This is a genomic window from Gemmatimonadaceae bacterium, assembly GCA_019752115.1.
Taxonomy (GTDB): domain Bacteria; phylum Gemmatimonadota; class Gemmatimonadetes; order Gemmatimonadales; family Gemmatimonadaceae; genus Gemmatimonas.
This window is the reverse complement of the sequence record JAIEMN010000043.1, coordinates 35,273-57,070: the sequence shown is the minus strand read 5'-3', so window position 1 is coordinate 57,070 and position 21,798 is coordinate 35,273. Positions and strand designations below refer to the sequence as shown.

Below are 21,798 nucleotides of genomic sequence, written 5' to 3'. Positions count from 1 at the left end.
CTGTCGTCCACCCCACCAGATGATCGTTTCCGTTTTTGGTGCATCCTCGCGGCTTGGCCACGTCCTCATCGAACAGGCCGATGCCGCGGGGCTGACCATGCGTCTCCATTACCGCGCCAAGCCGTCCGAAAAGGTGCCCGCCTCGGCCACGGTGGTCGTGGGGTCCTTGTCCGACCCGGCGGCGGTGCGCGAAGTCCTGCGCGGCACCGACGTGGCACTGGTGCTGTTCGGACACAAAGCGGACGCGCGGGTCCCGTATTGCGCCGCGGCCACGAAGGTCATCGTGGCGGCCATGCGCGCGCTGGGGCAGCAGCGCCTCATCGTGGTGACGGATGCGATGACCGGTGAGCTCCCCGGCAATGTGGGGATGGGGGCCAAGCTGATGAACATGTTCACCAAGCGCTCGGCCCACGACGGCATGCTCGAGGACCGCGAGGAGCAGGAGCGGGTGGTGCGCACCTCCAAGCTCGACGGGTGGACGCTGGTGAAGCCGCCCAAGTTCATGGACGGCGCCGGCAGTGGCGCGCTCAAGATCGGGCCGGCGCAGACCATCGGCGTGGGGAGCAAGATCTCGCGCCCGACGCTCGCGAAGGCGCTGCTCGCCGAAGCGATGACGCCGCAGTTTGCGCAGCAGGCCGTGTACGTGGCCGAGGCCTGAGCGCACCACCGTCACGGCGCGCGATTCGCGATGGAGAAGTTTCTCCACCCGATGTTTCTGTTCGATGCCCTGCTGCCCTTCGGCGCGGGGATGCTGTTCTGCCTCTGGCAGCTGTGGGAGCTCAAGAAAGAGAACGCCAAAGCGGCCGCGGCGAAGGCCGCGCAGGCCGCCGCGCGCGCGTCCATGCTCCCACCGCCGGTCGCCGTCACGACTGTCCCCGCTGCGCCGTCTTTCACTCCCCCCTCACCACCCCCACTCATGTCCGACGTCCGCAAGATCGCCTGGGAAGATCTCGAGATCGAAGAGATGACGCCGCTCATCGGCCGTCGCCTCATCTACACCGAGAAGCAGATGCTCGCCCATGTGTATCTGAAGCAGGGCGCGATCGTGCCCGCGCATGATCACATCAACGAGCAGCTCACCTACATCATCAGCGGTGCGCTGCGCTTCTGGATCGGGGAGCACGCCGACAATCCGGGTGACACCTACGTGGATGTGCGCGCGGGCGAAGTGCTGGTGATTCCGAGCAGCGTGCGGCATCGCGCCGAAGCGCTCGAGGACACGCTGGATGTCGACATCTTCAATCCGCCGCGCCAGGACTGGATCGAGAAGACCGATGCGTATCTGCGCACCGGGATTCCGATGACCGGGAGCCGCTGAGGCCACCATGGATCTCGGACTGCAGGGCAAAGTGGCGGTGGTGTGCGGCGCGAGCAAAGGCATTGCCTACGCCACCGCCGAAGAGTTTGCGAAGGAAGGGTGCGAGCTCGTGATCTGTTCGCGTGACGCCGCCTCGATCGAGGCGGCGCGCGTGAAGCTCGAGGCGCTGGGGGCGCGCGTGACGGCCGTGGCGGCCGACCTCGCGACGCAGGCCGGGATCGAGGTGCTCGTGGCGCGCACGATGGAGGAGTACGGCCGCGCCGACATCCTCGTGTGCAACACAGGTGGCCCGCCACCGGGTCCGCCGATGACCCAGAGCTGGGAGGACTGGACCGCCGCGAGTGAGCTGCTGCTGCGGAGCGTTGTGGAGCTGACGCGCGCGTTCGTCCCCGGCATGCGCGAGCGCGGGTGGGGGCGCGTCGTGGCCATCACGTCCATCGCTGTGCGCAAGCCGCAGGGCAACCTCATTCTCAGCAACAGTCTGCGCGCGGCGGTGACGGGCTATCTGCGCACGCTGGCCGATGAGGTCGGTAAGGACGGGGTCACCGTGAACACCGTCCTGCCGGGCTTTACCGCCACCGAGCGGCTCGACGGCCTCGCGACGGCGAACGCGTCACGCAGCGGGGCCAGCCGCGACGCGATCTTTGCCGGTTGGGCCGCCGAAGCGGCCGTGAACCGCCTCGGACGCCCCGATGAGCTCGCGGCCGTGATAGCTTTCCTCTGTTCGGCGCGCGCCGGATTCGTGACCGGCCAAGCCGTCCTGGTGGACGGCGGCGCGATGAAAACGCTGCTCTGATCGACGAGCCGCGGACCCTTTTCCGATAGACGCACATGAGCCGCATTTCCGAGACGCAGTGGATCTGGCGCGATGGCCAGTTCATCCCGTGGGCCGACGCGACCATCCACGTGCTCGCGCACTCCGTTCAGTTCGGATCCTCCGCCTTTGAAGGGATCCGCGCCTACAGCACCCCCAAGGGGCCGGCGGTCTTCCGCCTGCGTGAGCATCTCGAGCGGCTCTACCACTCGTGCAAGATCTACCGGATGGAGATCCCGTACACGATGGATCAGCTGGTCGAGGCCACGCGCGAGCTCGTGGTGCGCAACGGTCTCGATGCCTGCTACATCCGCCCCATGGTCGTGCGCGGCTACGGCACGGCCGGCATGGTGCCGATCGGTGCGCCGATCGAGACGTATCTCCCCTGCTGGCCCTGGGGCGCCTACCTGGGTGACGAAGCGCTCGACGCTGGTGTGGACGCCTGCATCGCCAGCTGGCACCGGGTGCAGCCGAACACGATTCCGGCGATGGCCAAGATTGCCGGCAATTATCTGAGCGGCCAGCTCATCAAGATGGAAGCGCTCGCCAACGGCTACGCCGAAGGCATCGCGCTCTCACCGAGCGGCGTGGTGAGCGAAGGCTCCGGCCAGAACGTGTTCTGCGTCTCGAAGGGGACGATCATCACGACCCCGCTCGATGGCAGCATTCTGGGCGGCATCACGCGCAACACGATCATGCAGCTCGCCGCCGACGCCGGGATCCCGGTGAAGGAGATGCACATCCCGCGCGAGATGCTCTACATGGCCGACGAAGTGTTCTTCACCGGTACGGCCGCCGAGCTCACGCCGGTGCGCAGCATCGACAAGATCACGATCGGCGCCGGCCGCGTGGGTCCCATCACCAAGCAGATGCAGACCGAGTACCTCGGCATCGCGAAGGGGACGATTGAGGATCGGCATGGGTGGCTGACGCACTGCCGCTGAAAGATCGGCGCTGGCGGATAGCAACCCCTCAGAGCTCAGGGGGAAGAACGTCAGGGGGAGGAGCTCAGGACTGCGGCTGTCCTGAACGCTTCCCCCTGAGGTCTGCCCCCTGAGCTCTCAGGGGTTACTCAAAACTGCAGACTCCACATCTCACACCACCGTCCGCCGTCTTCCCGCGACCAGGTGCAGGATGAACAGCACCACGATCGCCCCGATGAACGCCGTGAAAATCACGCCGGCCAGCCCTGAGAACGGGCTGCCCACGCCGAGTTGGCGGAAGATCCACCCGCCCACGAAGGCGCCGATGATGCCGCAGATGATGTCGCCGACCAGGCCGACGCCGCCCATGATGAGCGACGCCAGCACGCCGGCCACGAGCCCTACGATGAGCCACGTCACGATATCCATGCCCGTCCTCCGGTTGGGGTCGGCATCATGAAGGGCAAGGATCACGCCACCCGCCGCCAGACGCGCGCGGCAGCCGGGAGCGGTGCATGGCGCTGACCTCCACCATGTACGCGTGGGAGGTCCAGCTCGCCCACGTCGATCGTGGCGTGTACGAGACGCTCGACTTCCGGATGGCGATGCACCCGTCGGAGAGCGCCGAGTACTTCGTGACGCGCTGGCTCGCGTACTGTCTCGAGTACGCCGAGGGCATCGCGTTCTCCAAGGGCGTCTCGGACCCCGACGACCCCACCGTCAGCATCCGCGATTTGACCGGCACGATCACGACCTGGATCGAGATCGGCGCGCCCGACGCGGCCCGGCTGCACAAGGCCCGCAAGGCGGCACCGCGGGTGGTCGTGTTCAACCACAAGGAGCCGCGCGTGTGGTTGAGCCAGCTGGCCGACGCCAAGATTCACAAGGCCGAGACGCTCGAGCTGTACGCGCTCGATCGCGATCTGGTGGAGGCGATGGTGGAGCGGCTCGATCGTCGCATGCGTTGCGAGCTCAGCGTCACCGATGGCACGATCTACGTGAACATCGGCGGGGAGACGCTGACGGGCTCCCTCGAACGGCTCACGCTGGGATAGCGCCATGGCGGTGAGTGCGAACTATCGCGCGTTCATTCTGGAACAGCTGGCGCGCGTCATCCCGGAGGTGCGCGGGCGCGGGATGTTCGGCGGTGTGGGCGTCTACAGCGCCACGACGTTCTTTGCGCTGATGGACAACGACGTGCTGTACTTCAAGGTCGATGACAGCAATCGCCCCGACTTCGAGAAGTTGCGCATGCCGCCCTTCCGCCCGTTCGGGGAAGGGGGCGAGGCCATGCAATACTACGAAGTGCCGGCCGATGTGATCGAAGATCTCGATGCGCTGCGCGCGTGGGCCGACAAGGCGCTGGTGGTGGCGCGTCGGGCCAAGGCACGCAAGGCCAAGAAGGCCACGTGAGGCGCGCCTGGGGCGGTCGCGCCGTGGGGATCGCGATCAGCGCCCTGCTGGCCGCGTGTGCGGCGAACCGGCGCCCGGCCACCACGCCCGAGGCGATCTTCGCCAGTCGCACCAGCGCTACCGCGGCCGATCGCACGCTGCGCGATTCGGTGCTCCTGCGCCTCGCGCGACGCGCCAAGGCGCGCGGCGATCAGACCCTCGATGTCCTCGTGCTCTCCGGCGGTGGGCAGAACGGCGCGTTCGGCACGGGCTTTCTGCGTGGCTGGGCCTCGCGGGCCGATGCGCCCATGCCGCGCTTCGATCTCGTGAGCGGTGTGAGCACCGGGGCCCTGCAGGCCCCCTATGCGCTGCTCGGTACACCAGCGGCGCTCGATACGATCAGTGCGCTCTATGCGCGTGCGGCCACCACGATCGCGCCGCGGATCGATTGGCTCGTGCTCTTCCGGCGCACCGGCGGGCTGGTCACTACCGGGCGCTACAATCGAACGCTCGAGCAGACGATCAACGGGGATTTTCACGCGCAGCTCGACCGGGCCTTCGCCGAAGATCGGCAGTTGCTGTTCGTGACGACGGACTTTGACCTCGGGATCGGTCGGCTCTGGTCGCTCGGTGATGAACTGGCGCGTGGGCCGAGCGCGGCGGACGGCCTCGCGCGCGCACGCACGCTCTTGCGGGCCGCGACCGCCATTCCGGGGATCTTTCCACCGGTCATGGTCGACGGCCATCTGCATGCCGACGGGGGGGTGACCGAGAATCTCGCGCCCGTGCTCGCGTACGAGGACTATGTGCGCCTCGCGCAGTTGCTGGCGGCCAACGGCGTGGCGAGCGCGGCACAGCCGCTGACGGTGCGCCTGTGGGTGGTCATGAACAACTGGTCGCATGCGGCGCCGCGCGTCATTCCGGCGTCGAATCGCGGGAGCATCAGCGGGCGCTCCACCGGATTGCTCTTCTATCTGCATCAGGCCGCGAGTCTCGAGGCGCTGCCGAATCTGGCGCGCGCGGTCACCGCCGAGGTGCGCGGTGTCCGTCTCGAAGTGCGGCTGGCGGCACTGCCGAGCGCGCTCAGCATGGCGCCGGGCGCCGATGCGCTCTTCGATCGCGCCTTCATGGCGCATCTTGATTCGGTGGGCTTCGCGAAAGCCCGATCGGCTTCCCCCTGGGATGTGGCGCCGAGTGCCTACATCCGCCCGGAGCGTGAATGAGTATGTCCGAGACTGCATCGGCCGCGCCGCTGGTCGTTGTGCGTCCGCATCCGCTGTGTGCGGAGACGCCCATGCCGGTGCTCGCCGAGCCCGTTACGCCGCGCGAGAGCGTGTATGTGCGGAGCAACTTCGACAATCCGGTGCTGGATGCGTCACATCGACTGTCGGTCGGTGGCGCGGTGCGCGCGCCGTTCGCGATCGGGCTCGACGAGCTCGCCGCGCTCCCGCAGCACGAGGTGTTGGTCACGATGGAGTGCGCCGGCAACTGGCGACTGGGGATGACGCCGGTGCCCACCGGTGAACCGTGGGAGTACGGCGCGCTCAGCACCACGCGCTGGAGCGGCGTGCCGCTGCGCCTGCTGTTGGAGCGTGCCGGGGTGGAGCCCGGTGCGGTGGAAGTCCTCGCGACCGGCGCCGATGTGGGACCGCGTGATGACGCTGAGGGGCCGGTGCAGTTCCAGCGGTCACTCCCACTCGATGCGGCGCGCGCCCCCGACACGCTGGTGGCCACGCACATGGATGGGGTGCCACTCACGATGGACCATGGCGCGCCGGTGCGGCTGATCGTACCGGGGTGGTATGGCATGGCGAGCGTGAAGTGGCTCGCGCGCCTCGATGTGATCACGACACCGTTCACCGGCTATTTCCAGTCCAAGCGCTACGTCTATCACACGCCCGATGGTGTGGTGCCGGTCACGCAGGCCCTGGTGAAGTCGATGATCGTGTCGCCCGCCGATGGGGGCACGAGTGCGCGCGACGTGGTGCTGCGCGGCTGGGCCTGGAGTGGGGCCGCGCCGATCACGCAGGTGGAGGTGCAGGTGAATGGCGGCGCGTGGCAGCAGGCCGAGCTGGGTGCGCCGATGTCGCGCTGGGCGTGGACACCGTTCTCGTGCCCGGTCGTGCTACCGCCCGGCGCGGTGGCGCTGCGCTCGCGGGCGACCGATGCCAGCGGTGCGGTGCAGCCCGAGCAGATCGTGTGGAATGCGCTGGGCTACGGCAACAACGCGATTCGCACCATCACGGTCCATGTCGGCTGAGGGCGGCGCGGCCGCCATCGCGCCGGTGCTGCGTCGTGCGCAGGTGCGCGACGCCGAGGTGCTGTCGGCGTTCGCGCGCCGCCAGTTTGTGGAGACGTTCGCCGCGCAGAATACCCCCGACGATCTCGCCCTCTTTCTCGACACGACGTTCACGCCGGCGTTGCAGCGGGCGGAGCTCGAGGATGCGGCGCGGCAGTACTGGCTCCTGGAGATCGACGGGGGGCTGGCCGGCTACGTGCTGCTCAATGACCGCGCCGATGAAGCGGGCGTGGTAGCCCAACACCCCGTGGAGCTGCAGCGCTTTTATGTAGATCGTGCCTGGCACGGTCGCGGACTCGCGGCGACCCTCATGGCGCATGCAGTTGACCAGGCGCGCGCCCTGGGCGGTGACGTCCTCTGGCTCGGCGTCTGGGAAGAGAACCCGCGCGCGATCCGCTTTTACGAGAAGCAGGGCTTTGTGCCCTGTGGCGCGCATGTGTTCATGGTGGGGACCGATGCGCAGCGGGATGTGATAATGGCGCGGCCGCTGTAACCCACGACCCATAACCAAAAACCCGGAACGCAGAACTGATCAGTTCTGTGTTCCGGGTTTTTGGTTGTGGGTCGTGGGTGTCTCAGCCCCGTCGCCGCTGCGGTACCGGCGCCGTCGGCACATCCATCGTATTCGGCATGTGCCCGGTGCCGCGGTGGCACATCACGCAGGTGACCTTGGGCGCCGGCTTGTCGATTTCCTTGTTCTTGGCGATCCATCGGCTGTCGATATCGCGCTGCATCTTCTCCATCTGGCGCGCGATGATCTTGTCCTTGCGGGCGTCGCTCTCCCACTTGCGGTCGTCGGTGTGGCAGCCGGTGCAGAGCAGGCTCAGTCCGCGGCCGTACTGCTCATCCATGACCGTGGTGAGGAACTCCTTCGCGGGCATGTCCTTGAACAGCTGGACGTTCTGGAAGACCTTGCCGGCCGGTTCGTTTTCGCGGCCCTTGATCGACTCGAGGACTTTGGCGACTTCCGCCTTGCGGAGCGTATCGAGGCGGAGCGGGCTCGGGGGCTCGCGGCGCGGGCGCGGGGCGCCGGGCTGACCATCTGGCTGCGCACCACCCTGCGGCGGGCCACCGGCACGACCGGGCGCCTGCGCGACGGGGGTGGCGACGGGGGTCGGTTCCGTCTTGGGGGCGCAGGCGATGGCGACGCCGGCGGTGATGACTGCGATGGTGCTCCAAACCCGCATGGGGGATCTCCGCGTAGGGACTCGAGGGGGACGTTCCTAGTATATGCGCGAGGGGCCCGGAGTGTGGGGTGGCCAGCGCTAGCGCTTGCGGGCGAGCATGGTGCCACGGCAGGTGATGGCGCCACAGTGGCACGGATAGCGCTTCTTGGCCGCCGGTGTGTGCCGTTCGGGGAGAATGAACGCGTAGTCGTAAACGAGCTCTTCCCCGACCTCGATGTCGTGAATGGCCTCGATCCAGAGGCGCTTCTCGTCCACCACCACGTCGCAGTTGGGCGCGCACGAGTGGTTCAGAAAGCGCGCCTCGTTGCCGTTCACCGACGCGTCCACCACGACGTCATCGTCGATGGCGAAGAGGAACGTGTGATAGCGCTCGCCCGGCACGTCCGGATACCGCGCATCCGCCTCCGCGGGGGTCAGCCGCTCGCCGGCATACTCGATGATGCGCGTCCCCGCGGCGATGGGACGCGTGGCAAAGGCGCCCATCCCCTGAATGGGCGAGGGGCGCACGGCGAACGGGAGGTCGGCGCTGGTCGGCGGATCGGTCGGCACCTGCGAAGGGTAGCGCGGGAGGCGGGTACCTCGGAAGGCGACCGCGGCGACTGGCTGACGGCGACGTGGCACGTCACCGTCAGCCGGCCGATGCGCTACTTCACGGTCAGCGTCGTCGTGGCCGTTCCATACGAAGTTGTCCCGAGCCGTGCCGTCACCGACACCGGGAGCGTCCCTGGTCCGCCGAAGGTGATGACCATCCGACGGAGATTGGTGCCCGCACTCGTGCCGAGCCCGGTGAACGTCCACGTGTAAAGCACACTCGCGGCATTCGCGGCGGACACACCGGTCGGCACCGACGCGTCGATCGTGCAGACGCGATTCACACACGACGTGGTCAGCGTGAAGCTGGCGGCTGGTGTCTGTGTCGGTGTCGGCGTGGGGGTTGGTGTCGGGGTCGGCGTTGGTGTCGGGGTCGGCGTTGGTGTCGGCGCGGGCGTCGGCGCGCTCACGCCCGGCAGTCGCTGCAGCGTCAGCAACCGGTTGGCCGTGTTGGGGAGCAGGCCGCTGATCTTGCCCGACGTGCTCTCGGCGAGCAGCCAGCTGGCCACGGCATCGGGCGTCGCGCCGGCATTCACGCCGAGATACACGGCGGCGGCACCCGCCACAAAGGGTGAGGCCATCGAGGTCCCGGAGCCCATCACCAGCGCGGCGTCACCCGACATCCCGGCACCAATGATCTGATCGCCTGGCGCACTGAGATCCACACACGCGCCGCCGTTCGAGTAATACGGGCGCGAGTCCACCGAGCCGTTCGCCGTCGCGCCAACGGTAAGGGCACCCGGTGCCCGCGCCGGCGACACCGCACAGGCATCGCCGCCATCATTGCCGGCGGCGACCACCACCACGATGCCCGCGGCGCGCAGGCGGTCGACCAGCGCGTCGATCACCGTGCTGCCGCCGTTGAAGCCGAGGCTCATGTTGGCCACCATCGGCCCGGCGACCCGCTTCTTTTCGGCGATCACCCAATCCACGCCGCGCGCCAGCTCGAGTGAACTGCCGGAGCCAGCCGCGTTCATCACGCGCACATCGAGCAGCGTCGCCGAGGGCGCCAGCCCGTAGCTGGTGCCGGCGGCGATCGACGCCACGAACGTGCCGTGGCCGTTGCCGTCGCCACTGGTTTTGCTGGTATTGGTGAAGGCATCGTAGCCCCCGGCCACACGCCCCACGAGGTCGACGTGCGACCAGCGGATGCCGGTGTCGAAGATGGCCACGCGGACGCCTTTCCCATCGCCGCCAAAGCGCGTGGTCTGTCCATCGAGCGGCAGCGACGCCTGGTTGGTGCGGTCGAGCCCCCAGGACCGCGTGGCCATGAGGCTGGCGCCAAACGTTGTGATGGGCCGGATCGGCTCGATGGCTTCCACGTTGGGATTGGCGCGCAAGCGCGCCGCCTGATCGGCGGTGACAGTGACCACGGCCCCGTGCAGTGACGACAGGACTTCCGCGTCGTCTTCTGTGACGATGACCCGGGCGGCGCTCGAGCCCGGGGCTCCGATATCGGCACTGCTCTGCGCGTCAGCGAGGACCTGTGCGGTAACGGTCGAGGCGCTCGTCAGGGTGTCGCGCAGCAGGACCAGATAGGCCGTCGGTGTTGGCGCGACGGGGACCGCGGGTGATTGCGTCGGGACATCGGCACAGGCGGCGAGGGTCGCCAGGCCGAGAATGGCAATGAATGAGTGGTACGGCTTCACGACAGCGCTCCAGCGTCGGAGGAATGTCGTCCGATCCATGCAGCGAACTCCCGAATGCCGGAATGGCCTTCGGTAATGACTTCGTGCTTCGGCGACCGCCCGGACTCACGACCCCGTGAGTTGGCTGGCTCTGCGGACCGCCGTCACCGGCGGGGTGCTCTTTTCGGACAACGAAGGGTGCGCTATGGGGTATCGGCCGCCGTCGGCGGAACTTGAGGACCCCGGGTTGCCCGTGTTGTGCATCGAGGCACGATGACCGTTCCGTGGCCAGCCGGATTCATGACCCTCACGCCGTTGGTCCGACGCGGTACGCGACGGCGCGGCGGAGGCGGTGGTCAGAGCCCCGGTGTGAAGCGCGTGGGTGGCGGCGGCGGCGTGCGCCGGGCACCCGCCCGCTTCCACGCTTCATAGCGCCGCTGCAGGGTCTTCACCGGGTTGGCACTCTCCCCCTTCACGATGTTGTCATCGGTGACCGAGAGAAACGCATAGTACTGCCCGTCGTTGTGCGTGCGTCCCACCGCGTCCGTGGCGTCGGCGATGGCGATGTAGGCCACGTGGGCAGTGAGATTGTCACACGGCGCAAACGTCAGCGGATTGCTCGCACAGTTGCAGCGTTTGTCGCCACCGTTGTCATCGGCGGCGAGCATCGCGGCGATCACGTGATCGGCCAGCGTCCCCGAGGCGCGTGTGAAGGCGAGGGCGGCCTTGTGGACCACATCGTAGCCGAGCAGCGTGTTCCCTTGCACCTGATAGAAGAAGTCCCCGACGCGTCCGCCAAAGAAGAGCGATGAGGCTTGATTGCCGGCGCCATTGAAGCCGACCATGTTGTTCGACGCGGTGATCGTGCTGCCATTCGGGATGGCGAGAATGCCGAACTGGCGACGCTCGATATCGGGGTCCTGCTTGAGAAGCTCGAGGATCTGCTGCGGCGGTGTCCCCTTCTTGAGCTCCGTGTACACCAGCATCTGGTTGCGGCGTGTGTTGTCGGCGCCGGCCTGACAGGCCGCGACGCCGACCCCGGGCACAATCACGGCCTGGACGTCCATGAGATCACGAGCCGGGATCGGGGACCGCGTGGGAAAGGCCGACTGTCGCACGCAGGTGGCCGACGCGATGATCACCTGGCCGGTCTTCGCATCGATCGCGATGACCGACCACGTCGCGTGGGCGGTGGACGGGCCGAGGCAGAGCAGGAGCAGGGCGAGGAGGAACCGCGTCATCGGGGCTCGCGTGGTTGGGGAGTGCTGCATCGTACCGCGCCGTCGCGCCACACTACTTGTGTGCCTTGACCAGCTTGTCGACGAGCATGGCGTTGATGGCGAGGCCCACCCGCATCACGCCATCCTCGAATGCCGTCCGGTCGATGCTCATGCTGTAGTCACCGGAGACGCGCTTCCACGCCGCCGAGAAGTCGGTGCGATCCTGCTTGAGCTGCGTGATCGTCCCGGCGCTTTCTGCTGCGAGTCGCTGGCCGTGCCGATCGATCTGCACCGTTTCACCGCCGCCCTTGCGACCGATGGAGTGGATCGTGCCCGCCTCGAGAATCATGGCCGGGTCGGTGGCGATGCCGGCCTCGTTTGCCGTGACACCCGCGCGCGTGACCCCCCACATCTGCGGCAGCGTGAATCGCAGCTCCGGCGAAAGCACCACGAGATCCTTCGCCTTCGCGAGGCCCTTCCACGGCCATGCCGGGCCCTGAATGGGATTGTTGAACTGCTGGGCCTCGGAAGGCGCGGCAATGATGTAGCTGAGCGGCGTGATCTTGCGGACCGGGAAGCCCCACTTGTCCTCATCGGCATCGAGACCGCGTCCGGCGACATCGGGTTCACCCTTGAGATCGTCGTACGTGAGCGCCGTGAAGCCCGCCGCGCGGATCCGCGCCACCAGATCATCCTGCAGCTTCCGGGCGATCGCGTGCATGAGCGGCTTGTCGAGCCCGTCCACGAAGAAGCGCCCATGGGCCTGCGCGCCTCCCTTCTTGGACCAGACCGAGCCGCTGACGGACACGAGCAGATCGTACGTCGGCACGAAGTAGGTCTTGGAGTCGCCGAGATCGCCGCCGAACTTCTTGCTGGAGACGCGCTCCATGTTGAGCTCGAACGGCGTCATGGCCGGAGACTGTGCCGAGGCCGGTGACGGCGACGCGGCGTGGGCCGCCCCCGTGGCGATCGCGAGCAGAAGGCGCGTCGTACGGCTCCAACGAGGCTGGTGCATGGATGCTCCGAAGTAGGGGAAGGACAGCTCACGCCCGGCGGTCTGAGATGTTCGCGTGCGCGAGCGGACTCCGGAAGGGACGGTGGCGAACCTACGGTTGAGTTCGCTGCGATGGTGAGTCGCGACCAGCGGACTCCAGCGCCCTGCGCGATACTCCTGCGGAGACGAGCGGTCCACCCGATCCGAGGACTCATGCTGTTGCGACAGGCATTCGTGGAGCGGACTGGCGTCGTGCTGACGTTCCGCGCGGCAGCGGCCAGCGCCCAACCCGCGCTTCGGGCACTGGCTCCTCAAGCCCGATGCTCCCGCGCCGGCGAGCAACATCATGACGTACGAGCCGTTCGGGGCGCAGGTGGTCAACGTAATCGTGAACAAGAACAACCGTGAATCCGGAGCGCGTGACCCACATGCCCTTCCAGTTGGCGCAGTTGAACATCGGTCGCCTCCTCGCTCCCCTTGAGGCCCCGGAGATTGCCGACTTCGTGGCGGCGCTGGACGCCATCAATGCACTCGCCGATGCGGCGCCGGGATTTGTCTGGCGATTCCAGACGGAGTCGGGTGACGCCACCGCGGTTCGCCCCTACGACGATGATCGGATCATCGTCAATTTCTCGGTGTGGGACTCCATGGACGCACTGCATCAGTACGTGTATCGCAGCGGGCACGCCGAGGTGCTGGCGCGCCGACGCGAGTGGTTCACGCGCATGACCGACGCGTTTCTGGTGCTCTGGTGGGTGCCGGCGGGCCATCGGCCCTCACCCGAGGAGGCCGTTGCTCGCCTGGAGCATTTGCGGCAGCACGGACCGAGCGCGCACGCGTTCACCTTCAAGCAGCCGTTTCCCTCGCCGGGTGAAGCGCACCCCGACACGATCGCATGATGCGTTCTCCTCGCTTTGTCGTTGCGCTTGCGTGCACGATCGTGGGGATCACCACGCTCGCGCTCGCGCCCCTGTGGCCGGCGCCGCATCTCTCGGCCCAGCCACGCCCGGCCGCGCACCGCGCCGCGGCGCCGCGCCATACCTTCGCGCTCTCGGCTACCGACTTCCTGCTCGACGGCGCGCCGATGCAGATCCGCTCCGGCGAAATGCATCCGGCGCGCATTCCGGCCCAGTACTGGCGGCATCGGATCCGGCTCGCGAAGGCGATGGGGCTCAACACTATCGCGGCCTACATCTTCTGGAACTATCACGAGACGGCGGAGGGGCAGTTCGACTTCGCCAGCGAGAATCGTGACATCGCGAAGTTCATCCGCATCGCCGCCGAGGAGGGGATGTGGGTGCTGCTGCGGCCGGGGCCGTATGTGTGCGCCGAGTGGGATTTCGGCGGCTTGCCCACGTATCTGCTGCGCGATCCGGACTTGCGGATCCGCTCGATGTATCCGCGCTACATCGCGGCGGCGGATCGGTACATCGCCCGCCTCGCGCGTGAAGTGCGCCCGCTGCTGGTGACGAACGGCGGGCCCATCCTGATGGTGCAGATCGAGAACGAATACGGCAGCTACGGCAACGATCGCGCCTACATCCTGCATCTGCGCGACACGTGGCGCCGCCACGGCATCACGGTGCCGTTCTACACGGCCGATGGGCCGGCACCGTTCGCGATCGAAGCGGGCTACGTCCCCGGCGCCGCGTTGGGGCTCGATCCGGGCGCGAGCGAGGCCGACTGGCAGGTGGCGCGCACCACGGTCCCCGGTGTGCCGGTGTTCTCGTCGGAGACGTATCCCGGCTGGCTCACGCACTGGGGGGAATCGTGGGCGGCGCCCTCGCTCGAGGATCTCACGAAGGAGATGACGTTCCTCCTGGGCACGCGGAAGTCGTTCAACCTGTATGTGGTGCACGGCGGCACGAACTTCGGCTTCACCGCCGGCGCCAACTCAGGTGGCAAGGGGTACGAGCCCGATCTCACGAGCTACGACTACGACGCGCCCATCGACGAGCAGGGGCGTCCCACGCCGAAGTATCACGCGCTGCGCGCGCAGATCGGCGCCGCGCTGCCGCCGGGGGAGTCGCTGGCACCCATCCCGGCACCGATTCCGGCGGCGACGGTGCCGAGCTTCGTCATGACGCCGTTTGCGTCGCTCTGGCGACACCTGCCGGCGGCGATCGAGGCCGTGCATCCACGCCCGTTCGAGTCGTACGGTCAGAATCAGGGGCTCATGCTGTACAAGACGACGCTCGTCGGGCGAAAGAGCGGGACGCTGACGATTACCGATCTGCACGACTTCGCGACGGTGTTCGTCGATGGCGCGTTCATCGGGACCATCGATCGCCGGCTCGGGCAGAAGTCCATCGAGTTGCCGCGCCCGACCAGCGCGCACCCGGTGCTCGAGATCCTCGTCGAGGGGATGGGGCACATCAACTACGGTCAGGCGATGATCGATCGGAAGGGAATCACCGACCGCGTCACGCTCTCCGGCATGACGCTGACGCACTGGCAGGTCTATCCGCTGCCGCTCACCGATCGGTGGGTGCGCGCGCTGACGCCGGACGCGGATCCGGGCTCACGCCCCGGCCTGTTCTTCCGCGGCAGCTTCAACATGGACACCCCGACCGACACGTTTCTCGACATGACGGGCTACACGAAGGGCGTCGTCTGGGTGAACGGGCACAATCTCGGGCGCTACTGGGACATCGGGCCGCAGACGCGTCTCTACGCCCCCGCGTCGGTGCTCAAGGCCGGGCGCAACGACGTGGTGGTGCTGGATCTGCTCAAGACGAGCGCCACGCCGCTGTCGGGCGCGGCGACGCTCAAGCCCTGATGGCGCGGCGACCGCTTGCCGGACCGTCTCTTTCTGCGTAGTTCCCAGTCATGCGCTCTTTCTTCGCTTTCTGGTCCCGTCGTGTGGACCTCGGCCCGCTCGCCGCGCTGTTGCTGCTGATGCCCACCGCCCTCAACTCGCAGGCGCGGAAGTCGTGCCCACGCTACGCCCGCGTGCCGGGCTACGGCGCCTGCACGAATATCGGCGGCGCCAACTGCGGCTTCTGCACCTACCGCTGCAATGACGACACGGTGGTGCGCTGGAACGTGTGCGGGCAGTAAGCCCCCGCGCGGCGCGGCTGGCGGTCGCCGCGTTGGGCCTCGCGGCCTGCTCCGAGACGACCGATCCGCGCGCGCTGGCGCCCGAGTCGCTGCAACCGGCACTCAAGGCGCGCACGATCTATCCGGCCAAGCGCGAAGAGTGGCGGAGCGACATCACGTCGGATGTGGACAGCACGATGGTCCCGCTCGTGTTCCGGGCAAGTGGGACCACCGTGGCGTTGCTGCAGGCAAACCCTACGCGCATCTCCCAGTTTGAGCTACATGGCCACGGGATGCTCCTGAGTGCGCGCCCGGGGCGTGTGGACTCCGTGCTGAATGCGCAGGTGCCGCGCGACCTCGTCGCGCCGGTGGAGCTGTCGCGTGCCACCGAAGATGGCCATGTGGATGTGATCGACAGTGCCAGCAGCATTCTCATGCGCGAGTCGCTTGGCGGGTTCGTGTTCCGCCGTGACCTACCCCTGCTGCGCGGCGGGAGCTATCGCCTGTGCACCGTCACGCCGGCCACGCTGCTGCATGTGCGCGCACTGGGTGAGAATCGCGCGCTCGAAGCGTATACGCTCACCGCCATCGCGGCCGAGGATTCGCTGATCGGGCGACACCGCATTGTCGGGGAGACCGCGGCGCGCCTGCGTTTTGGCGGGGGCGACAACCGGCATTGCCTGCTGCTCACGTCGCGCGAGGTGCTGATCGTGAGTGCCCCCGACAGTGCGCGCGCTGGGGCGCCACCACGCATCCAGCGTCTCCGCCGCCCCGGTGACGGCGCCGCTCCGCGACAGATCGGCGAGCCGCCGGCCCTGGCGGGGAGCGCGGTGGAGCATCCGTTCATCGTGGATGCGTCCATCGTCGATGGCGGCTATGTCGTGCTCGTGGGGTTGGAGAACGACCGGCAGGGGCGCGTCATCGACTACTACAACGCCAAGGGCGAGTACCTCCAGAGCGCCATGCTGCCCTTCACCGCGTCGGCGATGGCGGGTTCAGGGCCGCGCTTCCTGGTGCTGCATCAGGATGCGAAGTACAAGTGGTGGCTGAGCAGCTGGCTCACGCCGATGGCCGCGCGCGGCGCGACGGCGCCACCGGATCCGCCGAGCGTGACACGCGCCCCGGAGAAGCAGCTGTTCGAGCCAGCTCGCCGGAGCGCGACGCCGTAAGCGCGGCTACTTGGTGAGCGTCGCGCGATAGGCCGTGATCGCATCCACCGTGGCCTTCACGCGCACCTCGGCGACCTTGCGCCCCAGGTCCTGCAGCCACTTGAGCGACTGGAACTTGACACCGTTGATCGAGTCCTGGCCGACCTTCTTGCGCTGCGCGAAGCGGATGGACTGCGGATCGGCGAGCGCCATGGTGGCGTCGATCCCGAGCTCCTCGTGCTGGTTACTGCTACCCGAGCTGGCGCCGATCTTGATCTGCTCGGGGATCTTGAGCTCGTTTTGGATGTACGGCTGCACCACGCTGGTGTGGTTGTAGTACTCGGGGATGTGCTTGAAGGCGACCTTGGTGGGGCTGTCGGCGTAGAGCTTGGTGAGGGAATCCGCGGCGGCCTGCATGCCACGCCCGTTTCCGCCGCTGTCGCCGAGGTAGTAGATCTCGGTGAAGCCCATGCTGCGCAGATAGTTGCCCATGTCGAAGAGCACGGCCGTGTAGGTGGCCTGCGAGAGCATGGGGCCGGCCTTACCCGGCGTGATGTTCGGGCCCGCGTTGCCCGGCTCCAGCGTGACGAGCGGCGCGACGAGCGTCTTGCCCATGCGCTTGGCGATCATTTCGCCGAGCAGCTTGATGTTGATGTTGTGCTTGTTCATCTGGAGGTTGCCGTCGTTGTTCTCGACGCCTCCGGTCATGATGAGCACGGTGGTGTAGCCGTCCTTGATCTTGTCGCGGAACTCGGGCTGGGTGAGTTCCTCGAGCCACACCGTCTCGATCCCCTCGATGGTGCGCGGGGCGTTCGGGTCGCGGCGCGGGGCACCGCCGCGACCGGCGCCGCCTGGTGGGGCACCGCCGCCGCCACCCTGAGCCTGCGCAGAGCCGGCGATCAGGCACATCGAGAGCAGCAGGGTCAGGGATCGGGGCATGACAGCTCCTGGGGTAGGGGGCGGTGGCGGGTCGCGGCGCCCTAATCTTGTCGCCGCGGTGCACGGGCCGCCATCGGATGTCGATCGTGGCTCGCCCCGCAGTCGCGAGTGTTCACCGGGACGCGTAGCTTAGCCGCGTGACGACCCCCACGCCTTTTCTCCGCGAGCGATTACAGGACGCGCTCGGCCCGGGCTTCGTGCTCGGCGCTGAGCTTGGCGGTGGCGGGATGAGTCGCGTCTTTCGTGCGGACGAGACGGCCTTGCGGCGGGAGATTGTGGTCAAGCTGCTGTCGCCGGAGTTGGCCGCCGAACTGAGTGTGGAGCGGTTCATGCGCGAAATCCGCCTGGCGGCATCGCTGCAGCAGGCGAACATCGTGCCGCTGCTGCAGATGGGCACCTGCGATGGATTGCCCTGGTACACGATGCCGTTCGTGGACGGTCGATCATTGCGCGCGCATCTACGGGAGGCGCCGCCGGGAGGGGGGTTGCCGCTCGCCGACGTGTTACGCGTGCTTCGCGACATCGGTCGGGCGCTCGCCTATGCACATGCCCGTGGCGTCGTCCATCGCGATATCAAGCTGGACAATCTGCTGTTGTCCGGCGGCACGGCGGTGGTCACGGATTTCGGCATTGCCAAGGCGATTGGCGCCTCCCAGAGCACGGATGCGACCACCACGCTCACGCGCGATGGTCACAGTGTGGGGTCACCCGCCTATATGGCGCCGGAGCAGATCGCGGCGGATCCGGAGATCGACGGGCGCGCCGATCTCTATGCGCTGGGATGTCTTGCCTACGAGCTGCTGACGGGGCGACCGCCCTTTGCCGCTCTCACGCCGGCGCAGACGCTGGCCGCCCATTTGACCGCGACCCCCGAGCGGGTCACGGTGTACCGCCCGGATACGCCGCCGGCGCTGGCGGCGCTCGTGCAGCAGTGCCTCGAGAAGCTCCCCGCCGCGCGTCCGGCGTCGGCCCGTGATGTGCTGACGCGGCTCGAGTCGATCAGCGTGACATCAACGCCGGTCGTGCGCGCGAATGCCGCGCGCTCGCGGTGGCGGCTCGCGGGAGTGGCTGTCAGTGCGCTCGTGCTGGCCGGCGTGGCGTTGTGGTCGCGCGGCGTACCCGCGCGACGCACGGAGGCGCCGGTGGCGCTGGCGGTGCTGCCGTACGCCATCGATCAGGCGGCGGGGGCGCAGCAGTATCTCGCCGACGGGGTCACCGAAGAGCTGATCGGGACACTTTCCCGCGTGCCGCGGCTGCAGGTGATTGCCCGCTCCATGGCCTTCCGCCACCGCGGCGTGGATGCGCGTACCGCCGCGCAGGCGCTGGACGTGAGCCACGTTCTCACCGGCTCCATCCGTCGCGGACCGAACGGCCTGCACGTCACCGCCGAGCTGATGCGCGCCGATGGCACGCTGGTCTGGTCCGAGACGTTCGATCGCGACAGCACACAGCTGCTGCCCATCGAGCAAGCCATCGTGCAGGGAGCGACGGCTGCCCTCGGGGTGTCATATGGTGGGCGCGCGCGCGATGGCCTGACGCAGCGCACGCAGGATGATCCCGTGGCGCACGACCTCTACATGCGCGGCCGCTTCTTTTGGTCCGAGCGCAGTCAGGAGGGGATGCAGCGCGCGATCGAGCTCTATCGGCAGGCGAACGATCGGGATCCGCGCAATACGCGCGTCCTGAGCGGCTTGGCCGACGCGTACGCGGTGAGTTCGTTCTACAGCTACCTCTCCCCCGAGGAGGGATACGGACGCGCCAAGCAGATCGCGCAGCAGGCGATCGCCATCGACAGCACGTTGGCGGAACCGGTCGCGTCACTGGGGTACATCGCCCTGTACTATGACTGGGCGTGGGATGACGCTGGCGCGCGCCTCCGGCGATCCATTGCCCTCGACAGCAGCTACGCCACCGCGCATCAGTGGTACGGCAACTATCTGCTCGCCATGAACCGGCCGCAGGAGGCGCTGGTGGAGTTCACGCGCGCGGAGCGTCTGGACCCTGCCAATCGCATCTCGACGGGTGCGGTGTGCTGGGCCATGATGCTGGCGCGGCAGTATCGGGACGCACTCGCGCAGTGCCAGCGCGCCCTGGATCTCGATTCGACGCTGGCCGTGGCCTATCTGTGGCGTGGGCAGACGCGCGAGCTGCTGCGGGATTCTGCGGGAGCGATGCGCGATCTCGAGGCGGCCACCCGCTTCGGGAAGCGCAGTGCCATCACGGTGGCCGGCCTCGCCCACGCGCTGGCGACCTTCGGACGGCGCGCCGAGGCGCTGGTCCTGTTGCGCGAGCTCGAGGCGCCAACGGCGGGGTATCATCCGTCGTACGAGATCGCCACCGTGTACGCGGCGCTAGGCGATCAGGATCAGGCGGTGGCCTATCTCGAGCGCGCTCGCAAGGAACGCTCGCACTCCATCGCGCTCATGCGGATCGATCCGGCGCTGGATCGGGTCCGCAGCGACCCGCGCGTTCAGGCGATCGCCAAGCAGGTGGGGCTCCCGTAACGATGGTTCGTTGGCGTGTGCGTCGACCGCGGAGCGCCACGGTGATCGGGCTGCTGTGGGGCGTCACGTGGGCGATCGCCGGATCGCTGACGCGCTGGGTCGTGGGCGTTACGACCGACTTGCCGCTTCCGCTCCTCTTTGGCGGGCTTGGATTTCTCTCCGGCGTCGCGTTTTCGTCGGCGCTTGTCCTCGCCTCGCGGCGCGGATGGCTGAAAGCGCTGTCGCTCCCACGCTTTGCGGTGGCGGGCGCACTGGTTGGCCTCATGATCGGCGTGCTGTTCGTGCGCGGTGTCGACTACCGTGCGGTGGAGGTGCTCGCGATTCCCGCCGGGTTTGTGGTGGCGAGCGCCGCATCGGCTGCCGCCACCTTGGCTCTTGCCCGACGCGCGGCGCCGCTGGCGCTCGCGGACGACGAGGCTTCTCTTCTTCTCGAGGATCCGCCGATATGACCCGCTTCGTTCGTCACGCCACCGTCATGGCGGCCGCCTGCGTTGCCATCGCGGCGCCTGCGCGGGCGTTCGCACAGGACGCGGCATCCACGGCGCCGCGTCGCACCGCGCCGGATTCCGCATTCACGGCGTATATGCAGACGCTCGGCTTCGCGAGTTGGACCGTCGTGACGCCGCGCCCCGGCACGGCGGGGCCGGTGTACCCCGCCGCGATGCGACAGGCGGGCACCGCCGGCGTCGTACTCGCGCAGTTCATTGTGGACTCCAGCGGCCATGCCGACCCGCGCTCCTTCCGGCCACGCCTGTCGACGGATCCCGCGTTCACCGAGGCGGTGCGCACGAGCCTCGAGCGCATGCAGTTCGTGGCGGCGCAGGTGAATGGGCGCGCGGTGAAACAACTGGTGCAGATGCCCGTTGCCTTCTCGCTCGCGGGCGGTGCCGCGGCGCCCCTCGCGGAGTTGGACGCTGCCCCGCGCACCGTGACCTGCCAGCCCACGGGAGAGTGCCCCGTGCACCGCATGGCGACGGTCATGATTTCGGCGTCACGATGAGGGCCGCCTGCGTCGGCTGACGTATGGAATTCGCCTGATCGCGCGTGCTACCGTGGAGGCGTCTCACTCGGGAGCGCGCCCATGTTCGTTGCACTCATCGTCGCACAAATCATCGGCGTCTGGCTGATCACCGACTTCGTGTCGGGCGTCTTTCACTGGTGGCAGGACGCCTATGGCGATCCGTTCTGGCCCGTGATCGGCACGCACATCACCCGCCCAAACATTCTGCATCACTACGCGCCGCGCGCGCTGCTCGCCAAGTCGTGGTTCAACAGCTCACGCGCGCTGCTCGTCATTGCGCTGCTCATTGCCGGTGTGGCGTGGCTCGCCGGTGGGCTCAATTGGATGCTGGTGCTGGGGCTGAGCCTTGGTGTGAACATGAACCAGATCCACAAGTGGAGTCATCAGTCGCCGCGCCGTACACCACGGGTGGTGCGGTGGCTGCAGCGCGCGGGGGTGCTGCAGTCGCCCGCGCAGCATCGGGCGCATCATCTGGATACGCGCGAGACCAACTACTGCATTCTGTCCAACTTCGTGAACCCTGTCCTCGAACGGCTTCGCTTCTGGAGCGCGCTCGAATGGATGCTGGCGCGTGGGTTCGGCATCGCGCGGCGCGGCGATGTACAGCGTGCGTTGATGGTGCTGGAGCGGGAGCCGGAGTTCTTCGAAGCGCATGCACCGACGGTGGCGCGGCGGGTGCTGGCGGAACTGCGGACGGCCGGGGAGCCCGTCCCCGCCTTCCTGTTACGGCTTGATACCGTGCGCGCCGCGGCGTGACCGCCCGGCCAGGCCGGGTGCCCGA

At 67.9% G+C, this 21,798-nt stretch carries 24 protein-coding genes; 17 read left to right on the top strand and 7 right to left on the bottom strand.

Features of this window, described 5'->3' with window-relative positions; genetic code table 11:
- Window positions 1-19 precede the first annotated feature (19 nt).
- The 4 genes from K2R93_17785 to K2R93_17770 all read left to right on the top strand — a co-directional run bounded on the left by K2R93_17785 (window position 20) and on the right by K2R93_17770 (window position 3,076).
- Window positions 20-658, top strand: a complete 639-nt coding sequence (locus K2R93_17785; protein ID MBY0491695.1) for an NAD(P)H-binding protein — start codon at window positions 20-22, stop codon at window positions 656-658.
- A 258-nt stretch (window positions 659-916) separates the two neighbouring features.
- On the top strand, window positions 917-1,318 hold the full coding sequence (locus K2R93_17780; protein MBY0491694.1) for a cupin domain-containing protein: 402 nt from the start codon (window positions 917-919) through the stop codon (window positions 1,316-1,318).
- A 7-nt stretch (window positions 1,319-1,325) separates the two neighbouring features.
- The gene (locus K2R93_17775) at window positions 1,326-2,114 is read left to right on the top strand and encodes an SDR family oxidoreductase (GenBank protein MBY0491693.1); all 789 of its coding nucleotides are present in this window, start codon (window positions 1,326-1,328) and stop codon (window positions 2,112-2,114) included.
- A 35-nt stretch (window positions 2,115-2,149) separates the two neighbouring features.
- Window positions 2,150-3,076, top strand: coding sequence for a branched-chain amino acid transaminase (locus K2R93_17770; GenBank protein MBY0491692.1), 927 nt, complete (start codon window positions 2,150-2,152; stop codon window positions 3,074-3,076).
- 150 nt (window positions 3,077-3,226) lie between these two features.
- Here K2R93_17770 and K2R93_17765 read toward each other — a convergent pair whose 3' ends face one another.
- Complete coding sequence (locus K2R93_17765; GenBank protein ID MBY0491691.1) at window positions 3,227-3,484, bottom strand: GlsB/YeaQ/YmgE family stress response membrane protein; 258 nt, start codon at window positions 3,482-3,484, stop codon at window positions 3,227-3,229.
- Window positions 3,485-3,570: 86 nt separating this feature from the next.
- Here K2R93_17765 and K2R93_17760 point away from each other — a divergent pair, with 86 nt between their 5' ends.
- The 5 genes from K2R93_17760 to K2R93_17740 are packed head-to-tail and all read left to right on the top strand — an operon-like array spanning window position 3,571 to window position 7,239.
- Complete coding sequence (locus K2R93_17760) at window positions 3,571-4,110, top strand: YaeQ family protein (protein MBY0491690.1); 540 nt, start codon at window positions 3,571-3,573, stop codon at window positions 4,108-4,110.
- A 4-nt stretch (window positions 4,111-4,114) separates the two neighbouring features.
- On the top strand, window positions 4,115-4,468 hold the full coding sequence (locus K2R93_17755; protein ID MBY0491689.1) for a TfoX/Sxy family protein: 354 nt from the start codon (window positions 4,115-4,117) through the stop codon (window positions 4,466-4,468).
- Entirely contained in the window at window positions 4,465-5,670 is a 1,206-nt protein-coding gene (locus tag K2R93_17750; protein ID MBY0491688.1) for a patatin-like phospholipase family protein, read from the top strand. The genes K2R93_17755 and K2R93_17750 overlap by 4 nt, the downstream gene beginning before the upstream one ends.
- Before the next feature lie 2 nt (window positions 5,671-5,672).
- Complete coding sequence (locus K2R93_17745) at window positions 5,673-6,707, top strand: sulfite oxidase (protein MBY0491687.1); 1,035 nt, start codon at window positions 5,673-5,675, stop codon at window positions 6,705-6,707.
- Complete coding sequence (locus tag K2R93_17740; protein ID MBY0491686.1) at window positions 6,697-7,239, top strand: GNAT family N-acetyltransferase; 543 nt, start codon at window positions 6,697-6,699, stop codon at window positions 7,237-7,239. The genes K2R93_17745 and K2R93_17740 overlap by 11 nt, the downstream gene beginning before the upstream one ends.
- 82 nt (window positions 7,240-7,321) lie before the next feature.
- Here the strand turns inward: K2R93_17740 and K2R93_17735 are convergent, their stop codons facing one another.
- The 5 genes from K2R93_17735 to K2R93_17715 form a co-directional block, all read right to left on the bottom strand.
- Complete coding sequence (locus K2R93_17735) at window positions 7,322-7,933, bottom strand: photosynthetic reaction center cytochrome c subunit (protein ID MBY0491685.1); 612 nt, start codon at window positions 7,931-7,933, stop codon at window positions 7,322-7,324.
- Between the two features lie 78 nt (window positions 7,934-8,011).
- A complete protein-coding gene (locus K2R93_17730; GenBank protein ID MBY0491684.1) occupies window positions 8,012-8,440 on the bottom strand; it encodes an SET domain-containing protein-lysine N-methyltransferase in 429 nt (142 codons plus the stop codon).
- A 137-nt stretch (window positions 8,441-8,577) separates the two neighbouring features.
- Entirely contained in the window at window positions 8,578-10,212 is a 1,635-nt protein-coding gene (locus K2R93_17725; protein ID MBY0491683.1) for a S8 family peptidase, read from the bottom strand.
- A 296-nt stretch (window positions 10,213-10,508) separates the two neighbouring features.
- Window positions 10,509-11,393 (bottom strand): DUF1028 domain-containing protein, encoded by an 885-nt coding sequence (locus K2R93_17720; protein MBY0491682.1) that lies wholly within the window; start codon window positions 11,391-11,393, stop codon window positions 10,509-10,511.
- Window positions 11,394-11,445: 52 nt separating this feature from the next.
- The gene (locus tag K2R93_17715; protein ID MBY0491681.1) at window positions 11,446-12,387 is read right to left on the bottom strand and encodes a hypothetical protein; all 942 of its coding nucleotides are present in this window, start codon (window positions 12,385-12,387) and stop codon (window positions 11,446-11,448) included.
- Window positions 12,388-12,785: 398 nt separating this feature from the next.
- On the opposite strand from K2R93_17715, the gene K2R93_17710 reads away from it, so the two are divergent.
- From K2R93_17710 to K2R93_17695, 4 genes are read left to right on the top strand one after another with little or no spacing between them, the layout of a single operon-like run.
- Window positions 12,786-13,265, top strand: a complete 480-nt coding sequence (locus tag K2R93_17710) for a DUF3291 domain-containing protein (GenBank protein MBY0491680.1) — start codon at window positions 12,786-12,788, stop codon at window positions 13,263-13,265.
- Entirely contained in the window at window positions 13,262-15,145 is a 1,884-nt protein-coding gene (locus K2R93_17705) for a beta-galactosidase (GenBank protein ID MBY0491679.1), read from the top strand. Before K2R93_17710 ends, K2R93_17705 begins: the two co-directional genes overlap by 4 nt.
- Before the next feature lie 50 nt (window positions 15,146-15,195).
- Window positions 15,196-15,426 carry a hypothetical protein gene (locus K2R93_17700; protein ID MBY0491678.1) on the top strand — a complete coding sequence of 77 codons (231 nt, stop codon included), beginning with the start codon at window positions 15,196-15,198 and terminating at the stop codon, window positions 15,424-15,426.
- A complete protein-coding gene (locus K2R93_17695; protein MBY0491677.1) occupies window positions 15,414-16,574 on the top strand; it encodes a hypothetical protein in 1,161 nt (386 codons plus the stop codon). The genes K2R93_17700 and K2R93_17695 overlap by 13 nt, the downstream gene beginning before the upstream one ends.
- A 6-nt stretch (window positions 16,575-16,580) precedes the next feature.
- On the opposite strand, the gene K2R93_17690 is transcribed toward K2R93_17695, so the two are convergent.
- A complete protein-coding gene (locus K2R93_17690) occupies window positions 16,581-17,492 on the bottom strand; it encodes a creatininase family protein (protein MBY0491676.1) in 912 nt (303 codons plus the stop codon).
- A gap of 137 nt (window positions 17,493-17,629) precedes the next feature.
- Between K2R93_17690 and K2R93_17685 the strand changes: the two genes are divergently transcribed.
- The 4 genes from K2R93_17685 (at window position 17,630) to K2R93_17670 (ending at window position 21,773) form a co-directional block, all read left to right on the top strand.
- On the top strand, window positions 17,630-19,996 hold the full coding sequence (locus K2R93_17685; GenBank protein ID MBY0491675.1) for a protein kinase: 2,367 nt from the start codon (window positions 17,630-17,632) through the stop codon (window positions 19,994-19,996).
- A 41-nt stretch (window positions 19,997-20,037) separates the two neighbouring features.
- Window positions 20,038-20,445 (top strand): hypothetical protein, encoded by a 408-nt coding sequence (locus K2R93_17680; protein MBY0491674.1) that lies wholly within the window; start codon window positions 20,038-20,040, stop codon window positions 20,443-20,445.
- The gene (locus K2R93_17675; protein ID MBY0491673.1) at window positions 20,442-20,996 is read left to right on the top strand and encodes an energy transducer TonB; all 555 of its coding nucleotides are present in this window, start codon (window positions 20,442-20,444) and stop codon (window positions 20,994-20,996) included. Before K2R93_17680 ends, K2R93_17675 begins: the two co-directional genes overlap by 4 nt.
- 81 nt (window positions 20,997-21,077) lie before the next feature.
- Window positions 21,078-21,773, top strand: coding sequence for a fatty acid desaturase family protein (locus K2R93_17670; GenBank protein MBY0491672.1), 696 nt, complete (start codon window positions 21,078-21,080; stop codon window positions 21,771-21,773).
- Window positions 21,774-21,798: the final 25 nt, after the last annotated feature.

What these genes read in the sequence shown, in the direction of transcription:
- K2R93_17785 (MBY0491695.1), top strand. Translation starts at nt 20, where the DNA reads ATGATCGTTTCCGTTTTTGGTGCATCCTCGCGGCTTGGCCACGTCCTC.
- K2R93_17780 (MBY0491694.1), top strand. Translation starts at nt 917, where the DNA reads ATGTCCGACGTCCGCAAGATCGCCTGGGAAGATCTCGAGATCGAAGAG.
- K2R93_17775 (MBY0491693.1), top strand. Translation starts at nt 1,326, where the DNA reads ATGGATCTCGGACTGCAGGGCAAAGTGGCGGTGGTGTGCGGCGCGAGC.
- K2R93_17770 (MBY0491692.1), top strand. Translation starts at nt 2,150, where the DNA reads ATGAGCCGCATTTCCGAGACGCAGTGGATCTGGCGCGATGGCCAGTTC.
- K2R93_17765 (MBY0491691.1), bottom strand. Translation starts at nt 3,484, where the DNA reads ATGGATATCGTGACGTGGCTCATCGTAGGGCTCGTGGCCGGCGTGCTG.
- K2R93_17760 (MBY0491690.1), top strand. Translation starts at nt 3,571, where the DNA reads ATGGCGCTGACCTCCACCATGTACGCGTGGGAGGTCCAGCTCGCCCAC.
- K2R93_17755 (MBY0491689.1), top strand. Translation starts at nt 4,115, where the DNA reads ATGGCGGTGAGTGCGAACTATCGCGCGTTCATTCTGGAACAGCTGGCG.
- K2R93_17745 (MBY0491687.1), top strand. Translation starts at nt 5,673, where the DNA reads ATGTCCGAGACTGCATCGGCCGCGCCGCTGGTCGTTGTGCGTCCGCAT.
- K2R93_17740 (MBY0491686.1), top strand. Translation starts at nt 6,697, where the DNA reads ATGTCGGCTGAGGGCGGCGCGGCCGCCATCGCGCCGGTGCTGCGTCGT.
- K2R93_17735 (MBY0491685.1), bottom strand. Translation starts at nt 7,933, where the DNA reads ATGCGGGTTTGGAGCACCATCGCAGTCATCACCGCCGGCGTCGCCATC.
- K2R93_17725 (MBY0491683.1), bottom strand. Translation starts at nt 10,212, where the DNA reads ATGGATCGGACGACATTCCTCCGACGCTGGAGCGCTGTCGTGAAGCCG.
- K2R93_17720 (MBY0491682.1), bottom strand. Translation starts at nt 11,393, where the DNA reads ATGACGCGGTTCCTCCTCGCCCTGCTCCTGCTCTGCCTCGGCCCGTCC.
- K2R93_17715 (MBY0491681.1), bottom strand. Translation starts at nt 12,387, where the DNA reads ATGCACCAGCCTCGTTGGAGCCGTACGACGCGCCTTCTGCTCGCGATC.
- K2R93_17705 (MBY0491679.1), top strand. Translation starts at nt 13,262, where the DNA reads ATGATGCGTTCTCCTCGCTTTGTCGTTGCGCTTGCGTGCACGATCGTG.
- K2R93_17700 (MBY0491678.1), top strand. Translation starts at nt 15,196, where the DNA reads ATGCGCTCTTTCTTCGCTTTCTGGTCCCGTCGTGTGGACCTCGGCCCG.
- K2R93_17690 (MBY0491676.1), bottom strand. Translation starts at nt 17,492, where the DNA reads ATGCCCCGATCCCTGACCCTGCTGCTCTCGATGTGCCTGATCGCCGGC.
- K2R93_17675 (MBY0491673.1), top strand. Translation starts at nt 20,442, where the DNA reads ATGACCCGCTTCGTTCGTCACGCCACCGTCATGGCGGCCGCCTGCGTT.
- K2R93_17670 (MBY0491672.1), top strand. Translation starts at nt 21,078, where the DNA reads ATGTTCGTTGCACTCATCGTCGCACAAATCATCGGCGTCTGGCTGATC.